The organism is Maricaulis sp., from assembly GCF_030149235.1.
Classification (GTDB): domain Bacteria; phylum Pseudomonadota; class Alphaproteobacteria; order Caulobacterales; family Maricaulaceae; genus Maricaulis.
The window spans coordinates 48672-70278 of record NZ_JASBRW010000083.1 but is presented as its reverse complement, the minus strand read 5'-3'; the positions used below and the strand labels follow the sequence as shown (position 1 = coordinate 70278).

Sequence of the window (21607 nt, the reverse complement as noted above, 5' to 3'; positions counted from 1 at the left end):
GATAAATCGGAATAAAACATGCCGGTTTTTCAGCTTTCTTCGCCAGTTTTGGTAAGAAATTGCGTGGCTTTGATGCGTGAAATCGGAGGCGCGATTTGATTCGCGGCAGTGGCGAAGAGGTGAAATCGGATTTGACCTCATCCCCCTTCCGCCCGAATGTTCCGTTCAACGAAACGCCCAGGTCGAGGGCGTCAGATCATAAGAGAATGCGTTCATGACTACGTCTCCCCGTATGCTGGCCCGGTCAGAGGCTATTTTGAAATCCTGGAAAACGCTGAACTGGGCGAGTGCCTTTTCCGCCTTCATCTATCCGGCGCTGGGCTTGGCCCTGCTGGTGACGATGATCGTGCTGGGGCTGGCGCTGGAAGGTCTCACGCTGCACTGGTGGTATGCGCCGCTGGCTCTGGCTGTGACGGCCTTCACCATTTTCATGTGCAATATGGGTATCGGTCCGCTGCACCGGATCTGGCAGCACCGTGCGGGCGAGATCAAATGGCCGGCCCAGGTTTTTGCGATGTTCAACTGCATCCTGGCCATGCAGGGCTCGCTGCGTGACTGGGTGAATTATCATTCCCAGCACCATCGCTTCGCCGACAAGCCGGGCGATCCGCATAACCCGTTCGAAAGCAAGCGCTGGGCCTGGGTCGGCTGGATCCTCTGGCGTGACGAGAAGGACCTCGATCGCCCGATGCCGATGTGGCTCAAGGAAAACAAGGTCGTCCTCTTCGGCGACCGGTTCCACATCACCTTGTCGCTGATCCTGCACTTTGCCGTGCCAGGTCTGATCTATGCGATCGTTGCCCTGTCTGGTGGCTCGCTGATCCTGACCGCTCTCTTGCATGCCAGCGTCATTATCGGGCGTGCCATTCAGTTCCACGCCACCACACTGGGCGTGAACGTGTTCGGTCACATGAAGACGCCGCTCTGGTTTGATTATTTCCTAGCGCTGCTGACCGGTGGTGAAGCGCTGCATGATCACCATCATGATCATCCGCGCAGCGCGCTGCATTTGCCCAAGAAGGGCTTCTGGAACCGCGTCGTCGATTACAACGGGACGTTTTTGCTCGTTCTGCGGCGTCTGGGGCTTGCCAAAAACCTAGAAATCGCGCCTCAATTCGCCTGAGGCGCGTTTTGCCTGCAGCGTCCCACTGGCCGGAAGAGCTATGGGCGCTAAGTTGACGTATGCGTAAACGTCATCTGAGCCGATAAAGGGGAGATTGATGTCGGACCTTGGGACCTTCCGCGCGGAAACGCGCGCCTGGCTGGAAGAGAATTGCCCGCCGGAGATGCGCAAGCCCATGACGGGTGAGGGCGATGCTTGCTGGGGCGGCCGGAAGTGGACCTTCCAGAGCGACGCCCAGAAAGTCTGGCTCGAGCGCATGGCCGAAAAAGGCTGGACCGTACCGGAATGGCCGGTCGAGTATGGCGGCGGCGGTTTGTCCAAGGAGGAAGCCAAGGTCCTTCGCGACGAGATGAAGGCCATCAAGGCGCGCTCGCCGCTGATGTCCTTCGGCATCTGGATGCTTGGGCCAGCCCTGCTCAAATTCGGCAATGAAGAGCAGAAGAAGGAACACCTGCCCAAGATCGCCCGCGGTGAAATCCGCTGGGCGCAGGGCTATTCCGAACCCAATGCCGGTTCCGACCTCGCCTCGCTGATGACCAAGTGCGAGGACCAGGGCGATCATTATCTGATCAACGGCCAGAAAGTCTGGACGTCCTACGCCGATGAGGCGGACTGGATTTTCGTACTGGTGCGGACCGATTTCGATGCCCCCAAGCATGAAGGCATCAGCTTTGTCCTCGTCGACATGGATCAGGAGGGCGTCACCACCAAGCCGATCAAGCTGATCTCCGGCAAGTCTCCCTTCTGCGAGACCTTTTTCGATGATGCCCGCTGCGAGAAATACAATCTCGTCGGCGAGAAGAACAAAGGCTGGACCATCGCCAAATACCTGCTCACCCATGAGCGTGAGATGATTGGCGGAACCGGCACGGGCGCCATGCGCCCGATGGGCGATATTGCGGTTCAGCAGCTTGGTCTCAATGATGCGGGTCAGCTGGTCGACCCGGTCCTGCGCACCGATGTGGCGCGTGCCGAAATCGACGGGCTCGCCTTCATGGCGACCATGGAGCGCGTGACCGATGAGGCCAAGTCCGGTCAGGGCGTCGGGGCCAATTCCTCGATGCTGAAATACTACGGCACCGAGCTGAACAAGCGTCGCTTCGAACTGATGATGGATAGTTCCGGCCATGATGGGCTGGAGTGGGACCAGGACAATGACGTTGCCCGTCATTGGCTGCGGACCAAGGCAAATTCCATCGAGGGCGGAACCTCCGAGGTTCAGCTCAACATCATTTCCAAGCGCATTCTGAATTTGCCGACTGCATAGGCATCCGGGGAGAGTTTCACCATGGCAATGGTATTGAGCGAAGAAGCCGGCATGCTGAAAGACGCGGCCAAGGGATTTTTGGCCGACAGCGCACCGGTCAGTCAGTTGCGCAAGCTGCGCGATACAGAGAGCGCCGATGGGTTCGACCGTGACACCTGGAAGGCAATGGCCGAGATGGGCTGGACCAGCGTGCTGGTTCCCGAAGCCCATGGCGGTGTGGAAATGGGCCATGTCGCCGCCGGCGTTATCGCCGAGGAAATGGGCCGAACGCTGACCGCGTCACCCTTCCTGTCGACCGCTGTGATGGGCGCCACGGCGCTCACCCGTTTCGGCTGCGAGGCTCAGAAGGGCGAATGGTTGCCGCGTATCGCAGGCGGTGAGGCGATTACCGCTCTGGCTGTCGATGAAGGCCGCAAGCACGCCCCGGCTCATGTCGAGACCCGCGCCGAGCGCTCCGGCAATGGCTTCAAGCTGAACGGCAAGAAGAGCTTTGTCGCCGACGGTCACATCGCTGACATGCTGATCGTTTCGGCCCGTACCGCGGGCGGCGATGCGGAAGAAGATGGCGTCAGCCTCTTCCTGGTGCCGCAGGACGCGGCCGGCGTTACTATCGAGCGCGCGTCCATGGTCGACAGCCGTAATTCAGCGCGGGTTACGCTGGAGAATGTCGAGCTCAACGCCGATGCGGTCCTGGGTGATGTCGACAATGGCTACAAGCCGCTTGAGGCGGTGCTGGATGCGGGCCGTGCCGGCCTGTCGGCAGAAATGTCGGGTTCGGCCCAGGAATGCCTCGAGCAGACCGTCGAATATCTCAAGGAACGCAAGCAGTTCGGTGAGGTGATCGGGACTTATCAGGGTCTGCAGCACCGCGCCGCGCACCTTTATTCCGAGATCGAGTTGGGCAAGTCCATCGTTCTGAAAACGCTTCAGACCCTGGACCTGGCACCGGATCATGCGGCGATGATGGTCTCCGCTGCGAAGTCGAAAATGGGCTCTGTGGCTCAGCTCGCGGCGCAGGAAGCGATCCAGATGCATGGCGGTATCGGCATGACAGACGAGTACGATATCGGCTTCTTCATCAAGCGCGTCCGCGTGGCCGCTGCGTTGTTTGGCGACACCAACTACCATACCGACAAGTTCGCCCGCCTGCGTAAATACTGATCCACAAAGCCGGGGAGGGCTTGCGATGGACTATTCAGACCATGTGGTAGCCGTCACAGGGGGCGCGCGCGGTATCGGGCGTGCCATTGCCGAGGGCTTCAAGGCCAAGGGCGCGAAAGTGGCGATCGGCGATCTCAACGGGGCGGAAGAGACGGCCGCCGAGATCGGCGCGCTGGGCATGACGCTCGACGTCACCGATGAAGCCCAGATCGGAAAATTCCTCGACCAGGCCGAGGCTCAGCTCGGCCCGGTCAGCGTCTTTGTGTCCAATGCCGGAATTCTGCGTACCGACGACCCGAGCTGGGATGCCGCTGGTGCCACCGACAAGGAATGGCAAGACAGTTTCGAGGTGAATGTGATGGGCGCTGTGCGCTCGGCCCGCGCGGTCTGGCCGCGCATGAAGCCGCGCGGCGGCGGTGTTTTCGCCATCGTGGCCTCCGCTGCCGGCCTGCTGGGACAGATCGGCGCCTCGTCCTACACGGCCACCAAGCACGCGGCGGTATCCTTCGCGGAGAGTCTCGCCATCACGCATGGTGATGAGGGGCTGCAGGTCGTGTGCGTGTGCCCGCAAGCCGTGCGCACCGACATGATCGGCGATAGCGAGGATGGCGGCATTGCCGGCGCCGACGGCATTGTTGAGCCGTCCGACGTCGCCGATGCCCTGCTGGCCTCGATCGAGAACAAGCATTTTCTGGCCTTGCCGCATCCCCAGGTCGCTCAATACGAAGCCCTGCGGGCAACGGAGCGTGACCGGTGGATCGGCGGTATGCGGAAATTTCGACGTATGATGGTGGGCGCGCGCGGGCGTCCCGTCTAACGTGAATTAACGACAAAACGATAAGCGCGAGGGAGATATCATGGATCTTGGAGTTTCGGAGCGCGTCAAGCCGCTCATCGATCAGGTTCGCACCATGGTGCGTGACGAGATCATGCCGCTGGAAGACGAATACCATCACGAGGTCGGCAAGGCCCCGGGTGGCGACCGTTTCGCCTTCACCGACCGGCAAAACGAGATCCGTGAGGGCCTCAAGGCCAAGGCACGCGAGCGCGGTCTGTGGAATTTCTGGCTCACTGACAGCGATCGTGGCTACGGCCTGTCGACGGTGGAATATGCCCATCTGGCCGAGGAGATGGGCTGGTCCTTCCTGGCGCCGGAAGTGTTCAACTGTTCCGCGCCGGATACCGGCAATATGGAAGTCATCGAGCGCTATGGCACGCCGGCCCAGAAAGAGAGATGGCTCGGTGGTCTGCTCGAGGGCAAGATCCGCTCGGCCTATTTGATGACGGAACCCGATGTCGCCTCGTCCGATGCGACCAATATCTCGTTCTCGGCTGTGCTCGAGGGGGATGAGTGGGTGCTCAATGGCGAGAAATACTGGGCCTCCGGCGCCGGTGACCCGCGCTGTGAAGTCTACGTCCTGATGGCCAAGACCGAGGGTGAAGATGCCGGCCGCCACGGGCGTCACTCGCAATTCCTCGTCGATGCGAAGAATACCGACGGCATCGAGATCCTGCGTCCGATGACGGTGTTCGGCCATGACGATGCGCCGCACGGTCACATGCACATCCGCTTCACCAATGCGCGCATCCCGGCTGACAGCATCATCCTCGGCCGCGGGCGCGGTTTCGAGATTTCCCAGGGCCGTCTTGGGCCGGGCCGTATCCACCACTGCATGCGGGCTATCGGCCAGGCCGAGCGGGCCCTCGAGCTGCTCTGTCGCCGCTCGGTGACGCGTGAGGCCTTTGGCCGACCGCTGGCCAAGCTGGGCGCCAATGTCGATATCATCGCCGAGCGCCGCATGGCGATTGAACAGGCGCGCCTGCTTTGCCTGAAGGCGGCCTGGATGATGGACCAGGGCGATGCCCGTGCCGCAGCGCCGTGGATCTCGCAGATCAAGGTCATCGCCCCGCGCGTGGCCCTCGATACTGTTGACGAGGCGATGCAGATGCATGGCGGTACCGGCGTGTCGCAGGATACGCCGCTGGCCAGCATGTGGGCCGGTCTGCGCACGCTGCGCTTCGCCGATGGCCCGGATGCCGTGCACCGCATGGTCATCGGCCGCAAGGAGCTCAAGCGTTATGTCAACGAAGCGTTGGAGGGCTAGGTGAGCGCCGAGCGGAAAGGCCCGACACGGGCCCAGGTCGAACCCTATGTCATGCATATCCTCGAGAATGAGGAGATGTTCAAACTCGGCGCGGCGGAGATCCGTGGCGTCACGCACCGCGTCTATTCCGGTGCTCCGGCCGACCTGCGCTTCCTGCTGGTCGCGGCCATGGAGCATGCGGAAAAGACCGCGATCGTGTTTGAAGATCAGCGCTGGACCTATGGCGAGCTGATCGGCAAGGCGGTCGCGATCGCCAATGGCCTGATCGAGCGTCATGGTGTGACGCCGGGCACCCGCATCGCCCTGGCGATGCGGAATTCACCGGAGTGGATTGCCAGCTTCTTCGGCATTCTGTGCGCCGGCGGTGTCGTCGTGCCGATGAATGGCTGGTGGACGGGCGAGGAGATGGAATACGCGCTGGACGATTGCGGCGCCAAGCTCGTCATTGCCGGTTTCCGCCAGGCCGATCGCATCCGCCCCTACAAAGACAAGCTCGGCCTCACGCTGATCGCCGGACGCGGTGATGTCACCGATGTCGATGACCATCTCGAGCAGATCCTCGAGGCCGGAGCCGGAAAGGCGCCGCCCGAGCTGCAGATCGATACCGATAGCGATTTCGGCATTTTCTACACGTCCGGTTCGACGGGTAAGCCGAAGGGTGCGGTGCTGACCCATCGCGGTGCCGTCTCGACGGTCCTGTCCTATGCGCTGGTCGGTGCGGCTGTAAAAGCGGCCAATAATGACGAGGACCTGTTCGGGGAAAACCCGGCCGTCCTGGTGGCTGTGCCGCTCTTCCACTGCACCGGTTCGCACGCGGTCATGATGATGTCCTTCGTGACCGGCCGCAAAATGGTGATGATGCGCAAATGGGATGCCGGCGATGCGGTTGATCTCATCCAGGCCGAAGAGATCACCAATGTGGTGGGCGTGCCGACCATGTCGCACGAAATCACGCTGGAGGCGGAACGCCGCGGCACTTCGCTGGAGACCATGAAGGATATCTCGGCGGGTGGTGCCAAGCGTCCGCCGGCCCATGTCGACAAGCTCAACGAGAACTTCCCGCAGGCCTGGGCCTCGTCCGGCTACGGCCTGACGGAGACCAACGCCATCGGCGCCTATGTCTCCATGCATGACTACCAGGCGCGTCCGGGCTCCTGCGGCCGCGCGACTCCGGCGGTGACGGATATCAAGACCGTCAAGGAAGACGGCACGGCGACGGCTGTGGGCGAGCCGGGTGAGGTCTGGATCAAGGGCCCCGTCCTGTTCCGCGGCTATCTCAACCAGCCGGAGGCGACGGCAGCGGTGCTGACCGAGGATGGCTGGTTCAAGACCGGCGATATCGGCTATCTCGACGAGGACGGCTTCCTCTTCATCGTGGACCGGATCAAGGACATGATCCTGCGCGGCGGCGAGAATGTCTCCTGCCTCGAGGTCGAGCATGCCCTGGCCAAGCACCCCGATATCCTGGAAGCCGGCGTGATCGGTATTCCGGACGAGCGCCTCGGTGAACGCGTCGGTGCCGCTATCCTGCTGCGCGAGGGTGTCGATATGAGCGACGAGGAAATCCTGGAATTCCTTGAGCCGCACCTGGCCAAATTCAAGCGTCCGGAGCGCTATTGGCGTTTCGATGAACCGCTCCCGCGTGGTGGTACCGGCAAGGTCGACAAGCCGGGCCTGCGCAAAATGCTTTTGACTGAGGAGGCTGAAGCCTGATGCCGAGCGTCAATCCTGCAAATCTGCCCGACCTGGTCGGCAAGGAAATCGGTGTATCGCGCTGGATCGAAGTCGATCAGAAGCGCATCGATGTTTTTGCCGATGTCACCGAGGACCCGCAATTCATCCATATCGATCCAGAGCGGGCGGCGAAGGAAACGCCGTTCGGCGGTACCATCGCCCATGGCTTCCTCTCCCTGTCGCTGCTGTCGCCGATGGCGATGGATCTGGGCTTCTCGCTCCAGGGCATTGCGATGGGCATCAATTACGGCTTCGACAAGATCCGTTTCCTGCAGCCCGTCCGGGCCGGCAAGAAGGTCCGGGGCCGTTTCGTGCTGGACGACGCAACCGAGCGTCAGCCTGGCCAGTGGATGCTGCGCTATGGCGTCACCGTAGAAATCGAGGGCGAGGACAAGCCGGCCCTGATCGGCCACTGGCTGACCCTGCAGATCCTCGGCAAGTAAGACAGACAAGAGACCAAGATGACCGAAATTCGTTTTGACGGCCGCGTGGCCATCGTCACCGGCGCGGGACATGGCCTGGGCCGAGCCCACGCCCACCTTCTTGCCGCGCGTGGGGCCAAACTCGTGGTCAATGACCTCGGCGGGTCTATGGATGGCTCTGGCAGCGGTTCGGCGGCGGAAGATGTGGCGCAGGAGATCCGCGATGCGGGCGGCGAGGCGATTTCGCATCGCGCCAATGTTACCAAGGCCGACGAGGTCCAGGACATGGTCGATCAGGCCATGGCGAAATGGGGCAAGGTCGACATTCTGGTCAACAATGCCGGCATCCTGCGCGACAAGAGCTTTGCCAAGATGACGGTCGAGGACTTCCAGGCCGTGCTTGATGTCCATGTCATGGGCTCGGCTGTGTGCACCAAGGCCGTCTGGGAACCGATGCGCGAGGCCGGCTATGGCCGTATCGCCATGACGGCGTCGTCCTCGGGCATTTACGGCAATTTCGGCCAGTCCAATTACGGCGCCGCGAAGATGGGCCTGGTGGGGTTCATGAATGTGCTGCACCTGGAAGGTGCCAAGTACAATATCCGCGTCAATGCGCTGGCACCGGTTGCGGCAACGCGCATGACCGAGGATCTGCTGCCGCCGCCGGCCCTGGAACTGCTCAAGCCGGAAGCCGTGTCTGCGGGCCTGGCCTATCTGGTCAGCGAGGACGCGCCGTCGCGCCTGGTCCTGTGTGCCGGGGCAGGCGGGTTCGCCGCGACCAAGATCTACGAGACCGACGGCATTTATCTGCCGCCGGAAGAGCAGACGCCGGAAGGCGTGGCGGCGAATATCGATGCGATCACCGCGACGGACGGACAGAAGGAGTTCGCCCAAGGTGGTGAGCAGTCGATCAAATTCCTGTCCAAGGCGGCCGCCCATCTCGGTGTTAGCCTGGGCTGATGCATCTGTTTGACGAAGCCACGGCGCTTGAGCCCTTAGGTGAGGACGGTCTGCGTTTCGGCGGGGCAGCCCATGCCGGCTTCAAGAATATGATCGGCCCTTATGGCGGGTGGAGTGCCGCCATTCTGGCCAAGTCCATGATCGAGGCGGCAGGACCCGACATGGAGTTGACCACGATCACCACGGATTTCCTGGCCGGTGCCAGCGAGGGGCCGGTCACGATCGATCTGGAGTGCAAGCGCGAGGGCCGCAATACCCAGTTCTGGACCGCCGATCTTGTTCCCGGCGGCAGTGAGACCCCGGCCAATTGCGCCCTGGGTATTCTCTCCCGCCGGCGTGACACCCTGTCCTGGGTCGAGGGCAATCGCCCGCTGGCCCCGGAGCCGGAAGCGTGTGAGCGTTTTCTCCTGCCCATGGCCTGGACCAAGGCGGTGGAAATGCGCGGCGCGTCAAACAACCCGTTTGCGGGGGGCGATGGAACGACCCGGTCAATGGCCTGGGTGCGGCTGGATCCGGATCGTCCGCTCGACCCGGTCAGTCTGGTCGCGCTCGCCGACACACCGACGCCACGGCTGTTCTTCAAGACCGGCAAGCCGGATCTGATCGCGACCGTTTCCATGACGGTCTATCTCCATGCCACGCCCGAGGATTATGAGGCGGTGGGTACGGATTATCTTCTCGTTGAAGCCACCGGCGCCCGCGGCGGCCGCGGATTCAATGATCAACATGCAACAATCTGGAGCCGGGATGGCCGGCTCATGGCCACGACCCAGCAGATGGTCAGTTATCGAACCAAGGCTTGAGGCCTTCGGTCAAAGGGAGGAAGACCATGCGTGAAGCAGTCATCGTATCCACGGCGCGCACGCCGATCGGCAAAGCCTATCGCGGCGCATTCAACGACACGTCCGGTCCGGAAATGGGCGGCCATGCGATCCGCAATGCGGTCGAGCGCTCCGGTGTTGATCCGGCCGAGATTGATGATGTTGTCATGGGCTGTGCCATGCAGATGGGCACGACCGGCCGCAATCCGGGTCGCAATTGTGCCATCCGCGCCGGCCTGCCGACCTCCGTGTCCGGCATGTCGATGGACCGCCAGTGCGCGTCCGGCATGATGGCCATCGCTACGGCGGCCAAGCAGATCATCGCCGACGGTATGACGGTGACGGTTGGCGGCGGTCTGGAGAGCATCTCCCTGGTGCAGACGGAGAAGACCCGCACGTATCGCGACACGGACCCGTGGATCGTTGAGAACCAGCCGGCGCTTTACATGACCATGCTGGAGACCGCCGAGATCGTGGCCGATCGCTACGGGGTCAGCCGCGAAGCCCAGGACGAGTATGCAGCACAGTCCCAGGCGCGCACGCATGAGGCCCAGCAGGCCGGCAAGTTCGACGATGAGATTGTGCCGCTGCCCTCGACCATGAAGTTCATGAACAAGGAGACGAAGGAAGTCTCCGACATCGCCGTGACGTTGGAGAAAGATGAGGGCAACCGCCCGGGCACCTCGGTCGAGTCCCTGTCCGGCCTCAAGCCTGTTTTCGCCAATGGCCAGGTCATCAAGGAAGGCAAATTCATCACCGCGGGTAATGCCTCCCAGTTGTCGGACGGCGCCTCTGCCTCCGTGCTGATGGAAGCCAAGGAAGCCGAACGTCGCGGGCTCAACCCGCTCGGCATTTACCGCGGCATCGCCGTGGCCGGTCTCGACCCGGATGAAATGGGTATCGGACCGATCCATGCTGTGCCGAAGCTGTTGAAGGCCAACGGTCTGACCATGGATGACATCGACCTGTGGGAGCTCAACGAAGCCTTCGCCGTCCAGGTGCTCTACTGCCGCGACAAGCTGGGCATCCCGAATGAGCGCCTCAACGTCAATGGCGGTGCCATTTCCATCGGCCACCCCTATGGCATGTCGGGGGCGCGCATGGTTGGCCATGCCCTGATCGAGGGCAAGCGTCGCGGCGCCAAATACGTCGTTGCCACCATGTGTGTCGGTGGCGGTATGGGCGCCGCCGGCCTGTTCGAAGTCGCATAGGGCGGGGGAGTTCCATGAAAGCGCTTTATTGCCGCGAGTTCGGTCCGGAAGACCAGATGAAGGTCGAGGACATTGAGGATCCGGTCCTGCCGGACGGTCATGTCCTGGTCGACGTCAAGGCGGCCGGGCTCAACTTCCCTGATCTGCTCTGTGTGCGGGGCGAATACCAGTTCAAGCCGCCGACGCCTTTCGTGCCGGGCGGCGAGGGCGCCGGTGTCGTCACCGAGGTGGCGGACGGGGTTGAGAATCTCAAGGTTGGTGACCGTGTCTGCTTCAATGGCTTGACCGGCGCCTTTGCCGAGAAAGTCGCCACGCCTGCCATGGCGGCGATCAAAATCCCCGACGCGATGTCGTTCGAGGAAGCCGCCGGTCTGACGGTCGTCTATGCGACCTCCTATTACGCCCTGAAACAGCGGGCCAAGCTGCAGCCGGGTGAGAGCGTTCTCGTTCTTGGTGCGGCCGGCGGTGTCGGCCTGGCCACGGTCGAACTGGCCAAGGCCATGGGCGCCAAGGTCATCGCCGCCGCTTCGAGCGATGAGAAGCTCGCCGTGGCCCGTGAGCACGGTGCGGACGAAGGCATCAACTATTCCAGCGAAGACCTCAAGGCACGGACCAAGGAACTGACCGGCGGCCAGGGCGTGGATGTTATCTATGACCCGGTTGGGGGTGAGTTGGCGGAAGCCGCATTCCGGGCTATTGGCTGGGAAGGCCGCCACCTGGTGATCGGCTTTGCTTCGGGCCCGATCCCGAAACTGCCGCTCAACCTGCCGCTGCTCAAAGGCGCATCGGCTGTCGGTGTGTTCTGGGGGGCCTGGGCCATGCGCGACCCCAAGGGGCATTTCGGCAATATGAAAGAGCTGTTCGATTTCTACGAGGCCGGCAAGATCAAGCCGCGCGTTGCGGGAGCCTACAAGCTGGAGGAATTCCTCGAGGCCTTCGGTCAGCTCTCAGGCCGCAAGGCCATGGGCAAGGTTGTTCTGACGCCCTAGCGTTTTCGAGGCGTGGCACAAAAGAAAGGGCGACCCGCCGGGCCGCCCTTTTTCGTCCCGATTGGAGCTGCTAGCCCTCGAGCGGCGCTTGATCCACGCCCTTCGGATTGGGGCCATATTGATTGCTGCCCGGTGCACTGTCGCTGACGTAGAAAATGATCAGCACGATGGCACCGACCAGCGGTATAAGGCTAATTAGGATCCACCAGCCGCTCTTGCCGCTGTCATGCAAGCGCCGAACTGCAACCGCAATGCTCGGCAGAATAATGGCCAGCGAGAATAGCGGGCTAAGTAACCCGAAGCTTTCGGCGCCCATCATTGCCACATCTACGAAGGTAAGAGCGATGGAAGCGATTATCGTAAACAACACCCAGAACCAGTACTCGCTACGCCGAGCGCGTCCCTGGAAATTCACATAATTGCTAAAGCCGCTTTTGATCGCGTCGATAAATCCCATCAGATTTCCTCCCCGAGGTTTAAGTCGGCTGACGGTTGCACCCGAGGGGAGCAAACGACAAGCGAGAAACCAAACAGGGTGTGGAAAACCCTCCCGAGCCGGAGAGGTTTGTAACTTGTCGGAAGAAGAAAAGGGCTGGAGGGGGTGCTCCAGCCCTTTAGGCTTCCGCGTTGCGAGGGTGTGGGATGGTGCAGCGCGGTGCAGGGTGAGGGAGAAGTCCGTGAACGGAACGAATCCCTGAAACCCTTATCCCTGCGTTTGTGGCAGAATTCAACTGTGGGGGGAATTTTGTCTGGGGAAAACACCGATTAACGTTGATGGGTGAGGGTTTGACCGCCTGTCTTCAACAGGCCGGTTTGCTTGACCCGCTTCCCAATCGTGAAACATTGACGCCCAGTATCGCGATCTGGGGAGGATGAGATGACGCGAATCGGAATTACCGGGCTGGCTCTGGTCCTGGCCGCTTGCGGATCTGAAGCTCAGGAGGGGCGTTATGCGCCGCCGTCTGAAGTGCTGCAGGTGCATGACTATGTCGCTGCGTTCTCTGCCGACCGGATCGAGACAGATATTCGCGCCCTGGCCGGGTTCGGCACCCGGCACACCCTGTCGGACACGGAAAGCGAAACCCGGGGCGTCGGGGCTGCGACGCGCTGGATCTATGAAGAGTTCGAGCGCATTTCCGCCGATTGCGGCGGCTGTCTCGAGGTCATGTACATTACCGGTGAGGTTTTCGGGCAGACCCGTATTCCCGATCCGACCGATGTCGTGTCGGTGGTGGCCATTCAACGCGGCACGCTGGACCCGGATCGCTATGTGATGATGTCCGGTGACATTGATAGTCGCGTCACCGACCCGCTCAACTTCACCGATGACAGCCCGGGCGCCAATGACAACGCCTCCGGCATGGCCGGCACGATCGAGGCGGCGCGGGTGTTGACCCAGTACGAGTTTGCCGGATCCATCATCTATGCCGGCCTGTCGGGGGAGGAGCAGGGGCTCTTTGGCGGACAGATCGTGGCCGATCACGCGCTGGAGAGTGGCTGGCGGATCAAGGCCGTTCTCAATAACGACATGATCGGCAATATCGAAGGCATTGATGGCGTCATCAACAATACGACCGCCCGGGTCTTCTCCGAAGGCACGCGGGCCAATGAAACCGCCCAAGAGGCCCGCCTGCGGCGCTTTACCGGTGGTGAGGTGGATAGCCCGTCACGTAATCTGGCACGTTTCGTGGACCGGACCGCGGATCAGTACATTCCCAATCTTGATGTCATGATGGTCTATCGTCTCGACCGGTTCCGCCGCGGCGGTCACCACCGCCCGTTCAATGATGTCGGCATCCCGGGTGTCCGCATCATGGAGACGCACGAGCATTACGACCGCCAGCATCAGGACTTGCGGACCGATGAGACCGGCCGGGAGTTCGGGGACACGATTGACGGTGTGGACTTCGATCACGCCGCCAAGCTGACCTCGCTCAATGTCGCGGTGCTGGCCCAGATCGCCGGTGCACCACCATTCCCCGCCAATGTCGAGGTCGAGGGCGCAGTCTCGCCGGACACCACGCTGCGCTGGACCGTTCCGGAAGGTGAAGCGGCAGCAAATCTCGCCGGTTATCGCGTCTACTGGCGCCTGACCGACGCACCGCAATGGACCCATAGCCGCTTTGTCGGCGTGACGGGGGAATATGTGGTCGAGAATATTGTGATCGATAACTATTATTTCGGTGTTTCGGCCGTGGCGCATGACGGTTCGGAGACGCCGGTCGTCTTCCCGGGACCGGCGGGATCCTTCGGCGAATAGCGTCTCGCCGTCCGACAAAAGAAAACGCCGGCGGTGTGAAGGTCACCGCCGGCGTTTTTTTGCGATGCAGGGCTGCTAGCCTCGCGGAACGATGGTGTAGGTCACCGTCTCGCCTGTGGCAGCGTTCTCGCCTTCCCAGCTATCGCCCAGCGCCGCGTCGGACATCAGCGGTGCGCAACCGCTTTCGCCGGTCGAGCGCACGACGCAGATTTCCTCGCCCTGGACTTCCCAAGTGCCTTCGATACCGACATCGGTCGTGTAGGTTCCGTCAGCATTGAAGAAGGTCGTGTAGGTGACGCTCGGCGTGGTGATCTGTAGGCCGTGCTCCAGGAGCGCGTCCATCTGCAGGGCCGTGGCGGCCAGCATGGCTGTAAGAATCATATTTATCTCCCCATTTCAAATGGCGTTGATTGCTGTGTCATTGGAGCGAGCCGCGATGCGGTCCGCCCGTGCGCCCGTGTGTGATGTTAGCCAAATGAATTCGCGAGCTCAATGTAGCCTGGAAGCAAATTTCCCCTGAGGCGCGAACGCCCAGGGGTATTCGTTCGACTTGTCTGTGCCGAGATCATGTGCTCATGAGCGAGCACGCCGCGACCGAACGGGCCGTCCGCCCATAGACGTTCCCGTCCGGACCGCGGCGAATAGCCTAGCCAGCTTGCGAAACGCTGTCGTCGTCCGTGGCCTCATCGGCCTGGTCGCGTGTGCCGACGAAGTGATGTGTCACCTCGTCCCCACTTTCATTCGCGACGCTCACCGGGGTGAGTTCTTCGCCATTACGGGTGTCATAGAGGACGACAGGCTGCTTCTCGCGGCCGTAGATCCACTGGTCACCCCACTGCTGCATGGCAATCAGGATCGGGAAGAGGGCTTCGCCGCGATCGGTCAAGACATATTCCTGCCGCTGACCGCGCACACCGACTTCTTCTCGAGTCATGATTCCGTTTTCGACCAGCTTGTTGAGCCGGTCAGTCAGGATATTCTTGGCAATGCCTGTGCTGTCGTGAAAATCACTGAAGCGGCGGGCGCCTTTCATGGCATCCCGGACAATCAGCAAAGTCCACCAGTCGCCGACCTGATTCAGCGTCTGGGCAATCGCGCAGGGCATTTCGTCGAAACGTTTCCGACCCATACTTAGTCCCCCAAAGACTAATGCGTAGATACGCCGTTCAATAGACAAATGGGCGCCGCATCGTGAAATCACTTGGACTTCCCGCTCCAGCATCCTTTCCCGCACGAAAGGATTTCGACAGTCAGCAGGCTGCTGTCAAAACCGTGTCACATAAGATACAGAGTCTGAGCGGTTTGGCGACCCAAAAATGATTTTATCCTAGTACCAAATGTGTTGCGCTTCGGATCGGCGCAATTTGAAATAAGGTTTACCGGTCGTTTTCGGGGAGGAAAGTGACGCATGGAACCAACCGGCGCAGACGCGTTGTATGTTGAGTTGAGCGGCGGTTTCCGCTTGGCCATGTCGGCCAGCCTTGTGGTGATGATGTTCACCGTCGCGCTGGGATTGAAGATCGCCGATTTCAAGTCGCTGAAATCCGAGCCGCGACCGGTCATTATCGGAGCAATTGCCCAGATCCTGGGGTTGCCGCTTTTGACCCTGGGTCTGATCTACCTGCTCGGACCGTTGCCGAGCGTGGCGCTCGGGATGATTGTCGTGGCTTGTTGTCCGGGGGGGAATGTGTCCAATGCCCTGACCATGTTCGGGCGGGGAGATACGGCCTATTCGGTCTCCCTGACGGCCATTTCCAGTGTCTCTGCAGCGTTGATCACCCCGGTGTCAATCCTGTTCTGGTCAGAGCTCTATGCGCCGACGAATGCACTGGTCGGAACGCTGGATATTTCCCCCTGGCCCTTCATCACCCAGACGGTGGCGCTGCTGGCCTTCCCCTTGGCGATGGGCATGTTGATGTCGGAAAAAAAGCCGGAGCTGGCGGCCCGCTTGCGCACGGCGCTGTCGCCGGTGGCGCTGGCTATCCTTTTCGGCCTGATCCTGGTCGGTGGTTACACCAATCGTGATGTCCTTTTCGCCACCGATCACGGCCTCTTCCCCGTCGTGCTGATGCATAACGGTCTGGCCTTTGCCATGGGCGGGCTGACGGCCTGGATCTTCGGCATGTCGATGGCAAGGCGGCGGTCCCTGACCTTTGAGGTCGGAATCCAGAATGCCGGCCTGGGTCTGCTGATCCTCCTGTCCCAGTTTGACGGCGTCGGCGGGGCGGTCGCGGTTACCGGCCTGTGGAGTATCTGGCATATCGCAGCCGGTTTCGTCGTTGTTGCCTTGTTCCGCAGCTATGATTGGGCACAATCAAGAAACATAATCGGGAAAAGCCGGGAGGTCTGACATGTTCGATATCGTGATCCGGGGCGGGATGCTTCATCGCGGCGATGGCGAAGCGCCGCTGGAGGCGGATGTCGCCATCCGCGATGGTGTGATTGCCCAGATCGGCACCGGGCTCGGACCGGCCGAACGCGAGATCGACGCCAAGGGCCAGATTGTTACGCCCGGTTTTATCGACATTCACACCCATTATGACGGCCAGGCCAGCTGGGATGACGAGCTACGCCCGTCGATCGACCACGGCGTCACGACCGCGGTAATGGGCAATTGCGGGGTCGGGTTTGCGCCGGTGCGCGAAGCGGACCACGACAAGCTGATCAAGCTCATGGAGGGCGTTGAGGACATTCCCGGAACAGCGCTTTACGAGGGGCTGACCTGGGACTGGGAAAGCTTCCCGGACTATCTCGACGCGCTGGCCAAAATGCCGCGCACGATCGATATCGCGGCGATGGTGCCGCACGACCCGCTACGGGTCTATGTCATGGGCGATCGGGCCGTGTTCTCCGAGCCGGCCAATGATGATGACATCGCCGAGATGCGTCGCCTGACACGCGAGGCGCTGCAGGCCGGAGCGATCGGTTTTGCGACGGGGCGGTCCGATGTCCACAAGACGGCCGATGGCGACTGGACGCCGTCCTCCGAGGCCACGCGTGACGAGCTGACCGGTATTGCCAAGGCGTTTGAGGGGCTCGACTTCGGTGTTGTCCAGGCGGTGAGTGATTTCAACCTCGAGCGAGGCGAGCAGGATTTTGACGAGGAATGGCAGATCGTCGCCGACTACGCCAAGGCCTCCGGCCGGCCATTTTCCTTCTCGCTGATGCAGCGCGATTTTGCGCCGGAACAATGGGTCAAGCTGACCGAGCTCTCCGAAAAGCTGAAGCAAGAGGGGGTCGATGCGCGCATGCAGGTAGCGCCGCGAGCGATCGGGGTCTTCCTTGGCTTCAACTGCACCTTCCATCCCTTCATGGGCTATCCCAGCTACAAGACCATCGCCGACCTGCCGTTGGCCGAGCGCGTGGCCAAGATGAAGACGCCGGAATTCAAGGCACAGATCCTGTCCGAGAAAACCGACAAGGTGTCCGGGCCCGGCTCTTCGGTGCCGCCTCTGGCGGATCTCCTGCTCGAGCATATCGAGTTCGTCGCGGAGAAATTCTTCCAGCTCGGCAATCCGCCGGACTATGAGCAGCCGCCGGAAAACTCGCTGGCTGCCAAGGCGCGGGCCAAGGGCGTGTCGATCTATGAGATGATCTATGACACGCTGCTTGAGCGTGATGGTCAGGAGCTGATCTATCTGCCGCTCTATAATTATACCGAGCTCAATTACGACAATGTGCTCAAGATGATGGAGCATCCTCAGGCGCTTTATGGCCTGTCCGATGGTGGCGCTCATGTCGGTACTGTCTGCGATGCCTCCATGCCGACCTATATGATTACGCACTGGACCCGTGATCGCGAGCGCGGCCGCAAGCTCGACCTGCCGCGCGCCATCCGCATGCTGACCGGCGCCCAGGCCGATTATCTCGGTATGCGCGATCGAGGTTACATCCGCGAGGGGATGCGGGCCGATCTCAATGTCATCGACCTTGATGCGCTTCAGCTCGAACCGCCTTACATGAAACAGGACTTGCCGGCCGGAGGTCAGCGCCTGCTGCAGGGCGCGACGGGCTATACCGCAACGCTCGTGAAGGGCGAGGTGGTGATGGCTGATGGGAAGCTTACTGGCGCGCGGCCAGGCGGGCTGTATCGCGCCGGCCAGGACGTGCTTGAGGCGGCCGAATAGACGTGAAACCCGGTTCGCCCATTGTCACGGCGGTTGCCCTCGTTGTCGCCGTCTTATCGGTCGCCGTCATTATCGCCGATCCGGCCAGCTGGTGGGTCGCCCTGCTGGCGCTTGGTTTCCTGCCGGTCGCCGGCTGGATCCTGTTTGGCTGGGCCGGGCGGAACCGGCCCACCAAATCCACGGCCGCCATTCGCGCCTCCATGGTCGGTGGCGGCGCCTTGCTGGCCTCGGCCCTCGGGACGCGACTGGCTATTGATTTCGGCTGGATCAGCGATGAAGGCGGCGGCCGCAACTGGGTGAGTTTGGTGCTGGTCTTGGTCGTTGTTGGGGGCGATTTTCTGGCGGCGCGGATGGAGCGGGATGGGTCCTGATCTCGAGATCGCTATTGCCGCCGTCAGTGCCCAATTGCAATGAACCGGCGGGATCGATATCGCGCCGTCGCCGAGGAGAATCTCGAGATCTTCCGCAGCGGGGGCTACACCACGCCTGATGGTGAATGGTGCGGGCTTGAACCCGACCTGAGTCTATCGCGACAAGAAACGATCATTGTCGAACCTGACAGGGCCGTGCCAGCAGGCTTGTATGACACGGAGATCACTATCGGGGATGAGGACACGCTGCAGGGGCTGGACAGTCTTCAGCAGGCGGGTGTCGCCAACCCGGCTGTGCTCAATTTCGCCTCGGCGCGGACACCAGGTGGTGGATTCCTGCGCGGTGGCACGGCGCAGGAGGAGAGCCTCTGTCGCGCGACGACCCTTTATCACGCTCTGGAGACGCAGGAGGCCTACTATGCGCGCAACAAGGCCTCCATCGATACGTGTTACGCGGATATTGGGCTCTACACCCCGAAGGTGCGGCAGATCCGAGATGACCATGGATCGGTGCAGCCGGCATCAAACTTGTTTTCCGTGATCACTGTCGCGGCGCCCAATAGGAGGGCGGCGCGGGAGCAGGGCGTGGAACGGCTAAAGAGCGATGCATTTGATCGATGTCTTGAGGACCGGGTTGCCCTCATTCTTCAGATCGCCGCTTCCAAAGGGCATGACTGCGTTCTGCTTGGAGCATGGGGGTGCGGCGTCTTCGGAAATGATCCCGACCGGGTCGCGCGAACGTTCGTGCGCTCGCTTGACGGGCGGTTTGCCGGTTCCTTTCGGCGCGTGCATTTCGCGGTGCCCAGCCGTTTTGACCAAGCCTGTTTTGACGCCTTTTCCTCAGTCATTCCCGGGCACTAACGCACGTAACTCGCGCCATTGATATCTATGCACGAGCCGGTCGCGCTGGCGCAGGCGCCGGAGGCGAGGAAGGCGCACATGGCCGCGATCTCCTCGGGCTCGGCCATGCGGCCGATCGGAATTTCGTTGGCGGCGGCGGCAATACCGGCCGCGTTTTGCGGTGCCATGCGGGTATTGATCCACCCCGGGGCGAGGGCATAGGCGTAAACGCCCTTGTCGCCCCATTGCCGGGCAATGGTCTTGGTCAGGGAGAGCACGGCGCCCTTGGAAGCCGCATAGGCCATATGGTCCTTGTCCTCACCGCGATAGCCGGCGCGGCTGGCGATATTGATGAAGGACCCGCCGCCATTATCGATCATGTCGGGCAGGGCGGTACGGCAGATATCTGCGACCGCCATGACATTGACCTGGAGCAGGCCGGCCCAATTGGCTTCCCAGGTCTCATCCGTGGCGTCGATCGGCGTTTCCCAGTGGATGCCGGCATTGTTGACGACGATGTCGATCCGGCCGCCCGCCAGGTCCGCGGCACGCGTATACAGCTCGCGCCCGGCACCCGGCATCATCAGGTCCGCTTGCACCGCTCCAAGGGCGCGCGGACCGATCTCCTGTACCGCCGCATCGGCGTCGGCCATGTTCTGATTGCCGTGCAGGATGACCTCCGCGCCCTGCTGGGCGAACAGGAACGCCGCTGCCCGGCCGACCCCGTGACTGGAGCCGGTGATCAGGGCGCGCTGGCCCGAAAGTGGTCCGCTCATCTTTGACCTATTTCATTTGCCGCTGGGCCACACGCTCGGCGAACTTGCCGTAGGGCGGTGCGAGAAGGCGGGAGGGGTGCCATTTGCCGGTCGACAGGACCGAGCGTTCGTGAGTGAAGGCCTTGAAACCGGTCTCGCCGTGATAGGCACCCTGACCGGACGCGCCGACCCCGCCGAATGGCAGATCGGGTACGGAGAGGTGCATCAGGTTGATATTGACCCCGGCGCCGCCCGAGATCGTCTCGTCGAGCACGCGCTCAGCCTGCGTCTTGTCCGTGGAATAGACATAGAGCGCCAGCGGGCGTTCGCGGTCATTGACGAAGTCGAGCGCGCCATCGAGCTCTGCATAGCCTTTGATCGGCAGGATGGGACCGAAGATTTCCTCGGTCATCATGGCGCTGTCTTCCGGCGGATCGATGACCACGGTGGGTGGGATCTTGCGCGCCGCCTGAGCGGCCTGGCTGTCGTGCTCGGGTTGCAGCACCTCGATGCCAGCGGCCCGGGCTTCCTCGATCATCGCATTGAGCCGCTCGTAATGGCGATCGGAGACGATCGACGTATAGGCGTCGTCGGAAGCGGCCTCCGGGAATTGGTGCTGGGCAACATCGATGATCGCCTGGCCAATCTCCCGCTCCCGCCCGTTCGGCGCGAGGACGTAGTCCGGCGCGACACAGGTCTGGCCGGCATTGAAAAGCTTGCCCCAGCCGATCGATTTGGCGGCCTGTTCGGTCGGATAGTCCGGCGCCACGATGGCCGGGGATTTGCCGCCGAGTTCGAGGGTGACAGGAACCAGGTTGTCGGCTGCCGCCAGGGCGACGAGGCGTCCGACCTGGGTCGATCCGGTGTAGAAGAGGTGGTCCCATTTCAGCTTGGTGAAAGCCTCGCCCACGGCGGGGCCACCCGTCACCACGCTGACATGATCCTCCTCGAAATTCTCCGAGATCAGGCGTTTCATGATCTCCGCTGTGGCGGGTGTGTATTCGGAGGGTTTGATGATCGCCCGGCAGCCTGCACCAAGCGCAGCGGCAAGCGGGGCCATGGCGAGCTGGAATGGATAATTCCATGGCGAGATAATGCCGGCCACACCGATAGGCTCGCGACGGATGACGGCCTTTCCAGGCATCAGGGTCAGCGGTACGCCGACGCGTTTCGGCTTTGTCCACTTGTTCAGATGCTTCTTGATATGGGCGGCGTCCTGGATGACGAAAGCCAGCTCGGCGATCGCCGTTTCGATATGGGCGCGATTGCCGAAATCCTGGCTGATCGCATCGGTGATCGCATCTGCGTTCTTGCGGCAGAGATCGGCGATCTTGTCGAGATCCTGCTTGCGCTTGTCGAGCGGCCGGTGACGTTCGGCGCGGAAGGCGGCTTTCTGGGCCGCCAGAATCGATTTCATGCGTTCGATCTGTTTGGCTTCAGCTTCGCTCATGGGCTGCCTCC

General features: G+C 61.8%; 21 protein-coding genes. 16 read left to right on the top strand and 5 right to left on the bottom strand.

The annotated features are described in order from the left end of the window. Positions 1 to 214: 214 nt before the first annotated feature. The 11 genes from Q1V51_RS12630 (at position 215) to Q1V51_RS12580 (ending at position 11793) form a co-directional block, all read left to right on the top strand. Complete coding sequence (locus tag Q1V51_RS12630) at positions 215 to 1123, top strand: acyl-CoA desaturase (RefSeq protein WP_300556903.1); 909 nt, start codon at positions 215 to 217, stop codon at positions 1121 to 1123. A 97-nt stretch (positions 1124 to 1220) separates the two neighbouring features. After that, the gene (locus Q1V51_RS12625; RefSeq protein WP_300556901.1) at positions 1221 to 2390 is read left to right on the top strand and encodes an acyl-CoA dehydrogenase family protein; all 1170 of its coding nucleotides are present in this window, start codon (positions 1221 to 1223) and stop codon (positions 2388 to 2390) included. Between the two features lie 21 nt (positions 2391 to 2411). Further along, on the top strand, positions 2412 to 3551 hold the full coding sequence (locus Q1V51_RS12620) for an acyl-CoA dehydrogenase family protein (protein WP_300556899.1): 1140 nt from the start codon (positions 2412 to 2414) through the stop codon (positions 3549 to 3551). A 25-nt stretch (positions 3552 to 3576) separates the two neighbouring features. Then, entirely contained in the window at positions 3577 to 4368 is a 792-nt protein-coding gene (locus tag Q1V51_RS12615) for an SDR family NAD(P)-dependent oxidoreductase (RefSeq protein WP_300556897.1), read from the top strand. A gap of 40 nt (positions 4369 to 4408) precedes the next feature. After that, positions 4409 to 5656: an acyl-CoA dehydrogenase family protein gene (locus Q1V51_RS12610; protein ID WP_300556896.1), complete on the top strand. Its 1248-nt coding sequence runs from the start codon at positions 4409 to 4411 to the stop codon at positions 5654 to 5656. Further along, complete coding sequence (locus tag Q1V51_RS12605; protein WP_300556894.1) at positions 5657 to 7369, top strand: class I adenylate-forming enzyme family protein; 1713 nt, start codon at positions 5657 to 5659, stop codon at positions 7367 to 7369. Further along, a complete protein-coding gene (locus tag Q1V51_RS12600; RefSeq protein WP_300556892.1) occupies positions 7369 to 7833 on the top strand; it encodes a MaoC family dehydratase in 465 nt (154 codons plus the stop codon). Before Q1V51_RS12605 ends, Q1V51_RS12600 begins: the two co-directional genes overlap by 1 nt. Positions 7834 to 7851: 18 nt before the next feature. Continuing rightward, on the top strand, positions 7852 to 8772 hold the full coding sequence (locus Q1V51_RS12595; protein WP_300556890.1) for an SDR family NAD(P)-dependent oxidoreductase: 921 nt from the start codon (positions 7852 to 7854) through the stop codon (positions 8770 to 8772). Beyond that, positions 8772 to 9575 carry a thioesterase family protein gene (locus tag Q1V51_RS12590; protein WP_300556888.1) on the top strand — a complete coding sequence of 268 codons (804 nt, stop codon included), beginning with the start codon at positions 8772 to 8774 and terminating at the stop codon, positions 9573 to 9575. The genes Q1V51_RS12595 and Q1V51_RS12590 overlap by 1 nt, the downstream gene beginning before the upstream one ends. A 26-nt stretch (positions 9576 to 9601) precedes the next feature. Beyond that, on the top strand, positions 9602 to 10804 hold the full coding sequence (locus tag Q1V51_RS12585) for an acetyl-CoA C-acyltransferase (protein ID WP_300556886.1): 1203 nt from the start codon (positions 9602 to 9604) through the stop codon (positions 10802 to 10804). Positions 10805 to 10818: 14 nt separating this feature from the next. Further along, positions 10819 to 11793, top strand: coding sequence for an NADPH:quinone oxidoreductase family protein (locus Q1V51_RS12580; protein ID WP_300556884.1), 975 nt, complete (start codon positions 10819 to 10821; stop codon positions 11791 to 11793). 70 nt (positions 11794 to 11863) lie between these two features. Here the strand turns inward: Q1V51_RS12580 and Q1V51_RS12575 are convergent, their stop codons facing one another. Then, positions 11864 to 12250, bottom strand: coding sequence for a DUF805 domain-containing protein (locus Q1V51_RS12575; RefSeq protein WP_300556883.1), 387 nt, complete (start codon positions 12248 to 12250; stop codon positions 11864 to 11866). Positions 12251 to 12670: 420 nt separating this feature from the next. On the opposite strand from Q1V51_RS12575, the gene Q1V51_RS12570 reads away from it, so the two are divergent. Then, the gene (locus Q1V51_RS12570) at positions 12671 to 14053 is read left to right on the top strand and encodes a M28 family metallopeptidase (protein WP_300556881.1); all 1383 of its coding nucleotides are present in this window, start codon (positions 12671 to 12673) and stop codon (positions 14051 to 14053) included. A 75-nt stretch (positions 14054 to 14128) separates the two neighbouring features. Here the strand turns inward: Q1V51_RS12570 and Q1V51_RS12565 are convergent, their stop codons facing one another. Beyond that, positions 14129 to 14434, bottom strand: coding sequence for a hypothetical protein (locus Q1V51_RS12565; protein ID WP_300556879.1), 306 nt, complete (start codon positions 14432 to 14434; stop codon positions 14129 to 14131). A gap of 265 nt (positions 14435 to 14699) precedes the next feature. Further along, positions 14700 to 15182 carry a helix-turn-helix domain-containing protein gene (locus Q1V51_RS12560; protein WP_300556877.1) on the bottom strand — a complete coding sequence of 161 codons (483 nt, stop codon included), beginning with the start codon at positions 15180 to 15182 and terminating at the stop codon, positions 14700 to 14702. A gap of 279 nt (positions 15183 to 15461) precedes the next feature. Here Q1V51_RS12560 and Q1V51_RS12555 point away from each other — a divergent pair, with 279 nt between their 5' ends. The 4 genes from Q1V51_RS12555 to Q1V51_RS12540 are packed head-to-tail and all read left to right on the top strand — an operon-like array spanning position 15462 to position 19412. Continuing rightward, positions 15462 to 16403, top strand: coding sequence for a bile acid:sodium symporter family protein (locus tag Q1V51_RS12555; RefSeq protein WP_300556875.1), 942 nt, complete (start codon positions 15462 to 15464; stop codon positions 16401 to 16403). A 1-nt stretch (position 16404) separates the two neighbouring features. Beyond that, entirely contained in the window at positions 16405 to 18180 is a 1776-nt protein-coding gene (locus Q1V51_RS12550) for an amidohydrolase family protein (RefSeq protein WP_300556873.1), read from the top strand. Positions 18181 to 18182: 2 nt separating this feature from the next. Further along, on the top strand, positions 18183 to 18551 hold the full coding sequence (locus Q1V51_RS12545; RefSeq protein ID WP_300556871.1) for a hypothetical protein: 369 nt from the start codon (positions 18183 to 18185) through the stop codon (positions 18549 to 18551). A 39-nt stretch (positions 18552 to 18590) separates the two neighbouring features. Beyond that, positions 18591 to 19412, top strand: coding sequence for a TIGR02452 family protein (locus Q1V51_RS12540; protein WP_300556869.1), 822 nt, complete (start codon positions 18591 to 18593; stop codon positions 19410 to 19412). On the opposite strand, the gene Q1V51_RS12535 is transcribed toward Q1V51_RS12540, so the two are convergent. Next, entirely contained in the window at positions 19409 to 20167 is a 759-nt protein-coding gene (locus Q1V51_RS12535; RefSeq protein WP_300556867.1) for an SDR family oxidoreductase, read from the bottom strand. The genes Q1V51_RS12540 and Q1V51_RS12535 overlap by 4 nt on opposite strands. 7 nt (positions 20168 to 20174) lie before the next feature. Beyond that, positions 20175 to 21596, bottom strand: coding sequence for a coniferyl aldehyde dehydrogenase (locus Q1V51_RS12530; RefSeq protein ID WP_300556865.1), 1422 nt, complete (start codon positions 21594 to 21596; stop codon positions 20175 to 20177). Positions 21597 to 21607: the final 11 nt, after the last annotated feature.

Bases quoted from the DNA above. Each gene is read 5' to 3' on its own strand.
- Q1V51_RS12625 (WP_300556901.1), top strand. From the start codon at position 1,221: ATGTCGGACCTTGGGACCTTCCGCGCGGAAACGCGCGCCTGGCTGGAA.
- Q1V51_RS12535 (WP_300556867.1), bottom strand. From the start codon at position 20,167: ATGAGCGGACCACTTTCGGGCCAGCGCGCCCTGATCACCGGCTCCAGT.
- Q1V51_RS12560 (WP_300556877.1), bottom strand. From the start codon at position 15,182: ATGGGTCGGAAACGTTTCGACGAAATGCCCTGCGCGATTGCCCAGACG.
- Q1V51_RS12590 (WP_300556888.1), top strand. From the start codon at position 8,772: ATGCATCTGTTTGACGAAGCCACGGCGCTTGAGCCCTTAGGTGAGGAC.
- Q1V51_RS12565 (WP_300556879.1), bottom strand. From the start codon at position 14,434: ATGATTCTTACAGCCATGCTGGCCGCCACGGCCCTGCAGATGGACGCG.
- Q1V51_RS12600 (WP_300556892.1), top strand. From the start codon at position 7,369: ATGCCGAGCGTCAATCCTGCAAATCTGCCCGACCTGGTCGGCAAGGAA.
- Q1V51_RS12555 (WP_300556875.1), top strand. From the start codon at position 15,462: ATGGAACCAACCGGCGCAGACGCGTTGTATGTTGAGTTGAGCGGCGGT.
- Q1V51_RS12570 (WP_300556881.1), top strand. From the start codon at position 12,671: ATGACGCGAATCGGAATTACCGGGCTGGCTCTGGTCCTGGCCGCTTGC.
- Q1V51_RS12595 (WP_300556890.1), top strand. From the start codon at position 7,852: ATGACCGAAATTCGTTTTGACGGCCGCGTGGCCATCGTCACCGGCGCG.
- Q1V51_RS12580 (WP_300556884.1), top strand. From the start codon at position 10,819: ATGAAAGCGCTTTATTGCCGCGAGTTCGGTCCGGAAGACCAGATGAAG.
- Q1V51_RS12630 (WP_300556903.1), top strand. From the start codon at position 215: ATGACTACGTCTCCCCGTATGCTGGCCCGGTCAGAGGCTATTTTGAAA.
- Q1V51_RS12615 (WP_300556897.1), top strand. From the start codon at position 3,577: ATGGACTATTCAGACCATGTGGTAGCCGTCACAGGGGGCGCGCGCGGT.
- Q1V51_RS12610 (WP_300556896.1), top strand. From the start codon at position 4,409: ATGGATCTTGGAGTTTCGGAGCGCGTCAAGCCGCTCATCGATCAGGTT.
- Q1V51_RS12530 (WP_300556865.1), bottom strand. From the start codon at position 21,596: ATGAGCGAAGCTGAAGCCAAACAGATCGAACGCATGAAATCGATTCTG.
- Q1V51_RS12620 (WP_300556899.1), top strand. From the start codon at position 2,412: ATGGCAATGGTATTGAGCGAAGAAGCCGGCATGCTGAAAGACGCGGCC.
- Q1V51_RS12550 (WP_300556873.1), top strand. From the start codon at position 16,405: ATGTTCGATATCGTGATCCGGGGCGGGATGCTTCATCGCGGCGATGGC.
- Q1V51_RS12540 (WP_300556869.1), top strand. From the start codon at position 18,591: ATGAACCGGCGGGATCGATATCGCGCCGTCGCCGAGGAGAATCTCGAG.
- Q1V51_RS12585 (WP_300556886.1), top strand. From the start codon at position 9,602: ATGCGTGAAGCAGTCATCGTATCCACGGCGCGCACGCCGATCGGCAAA.
- Q1V51_RS12575 (WP_300556883.1), bottom strand. From the start codon at position 12,250: ATGGGATTTATCGACGCGATCAAAAGCGGCTTTAGCAATTATGTGAAT.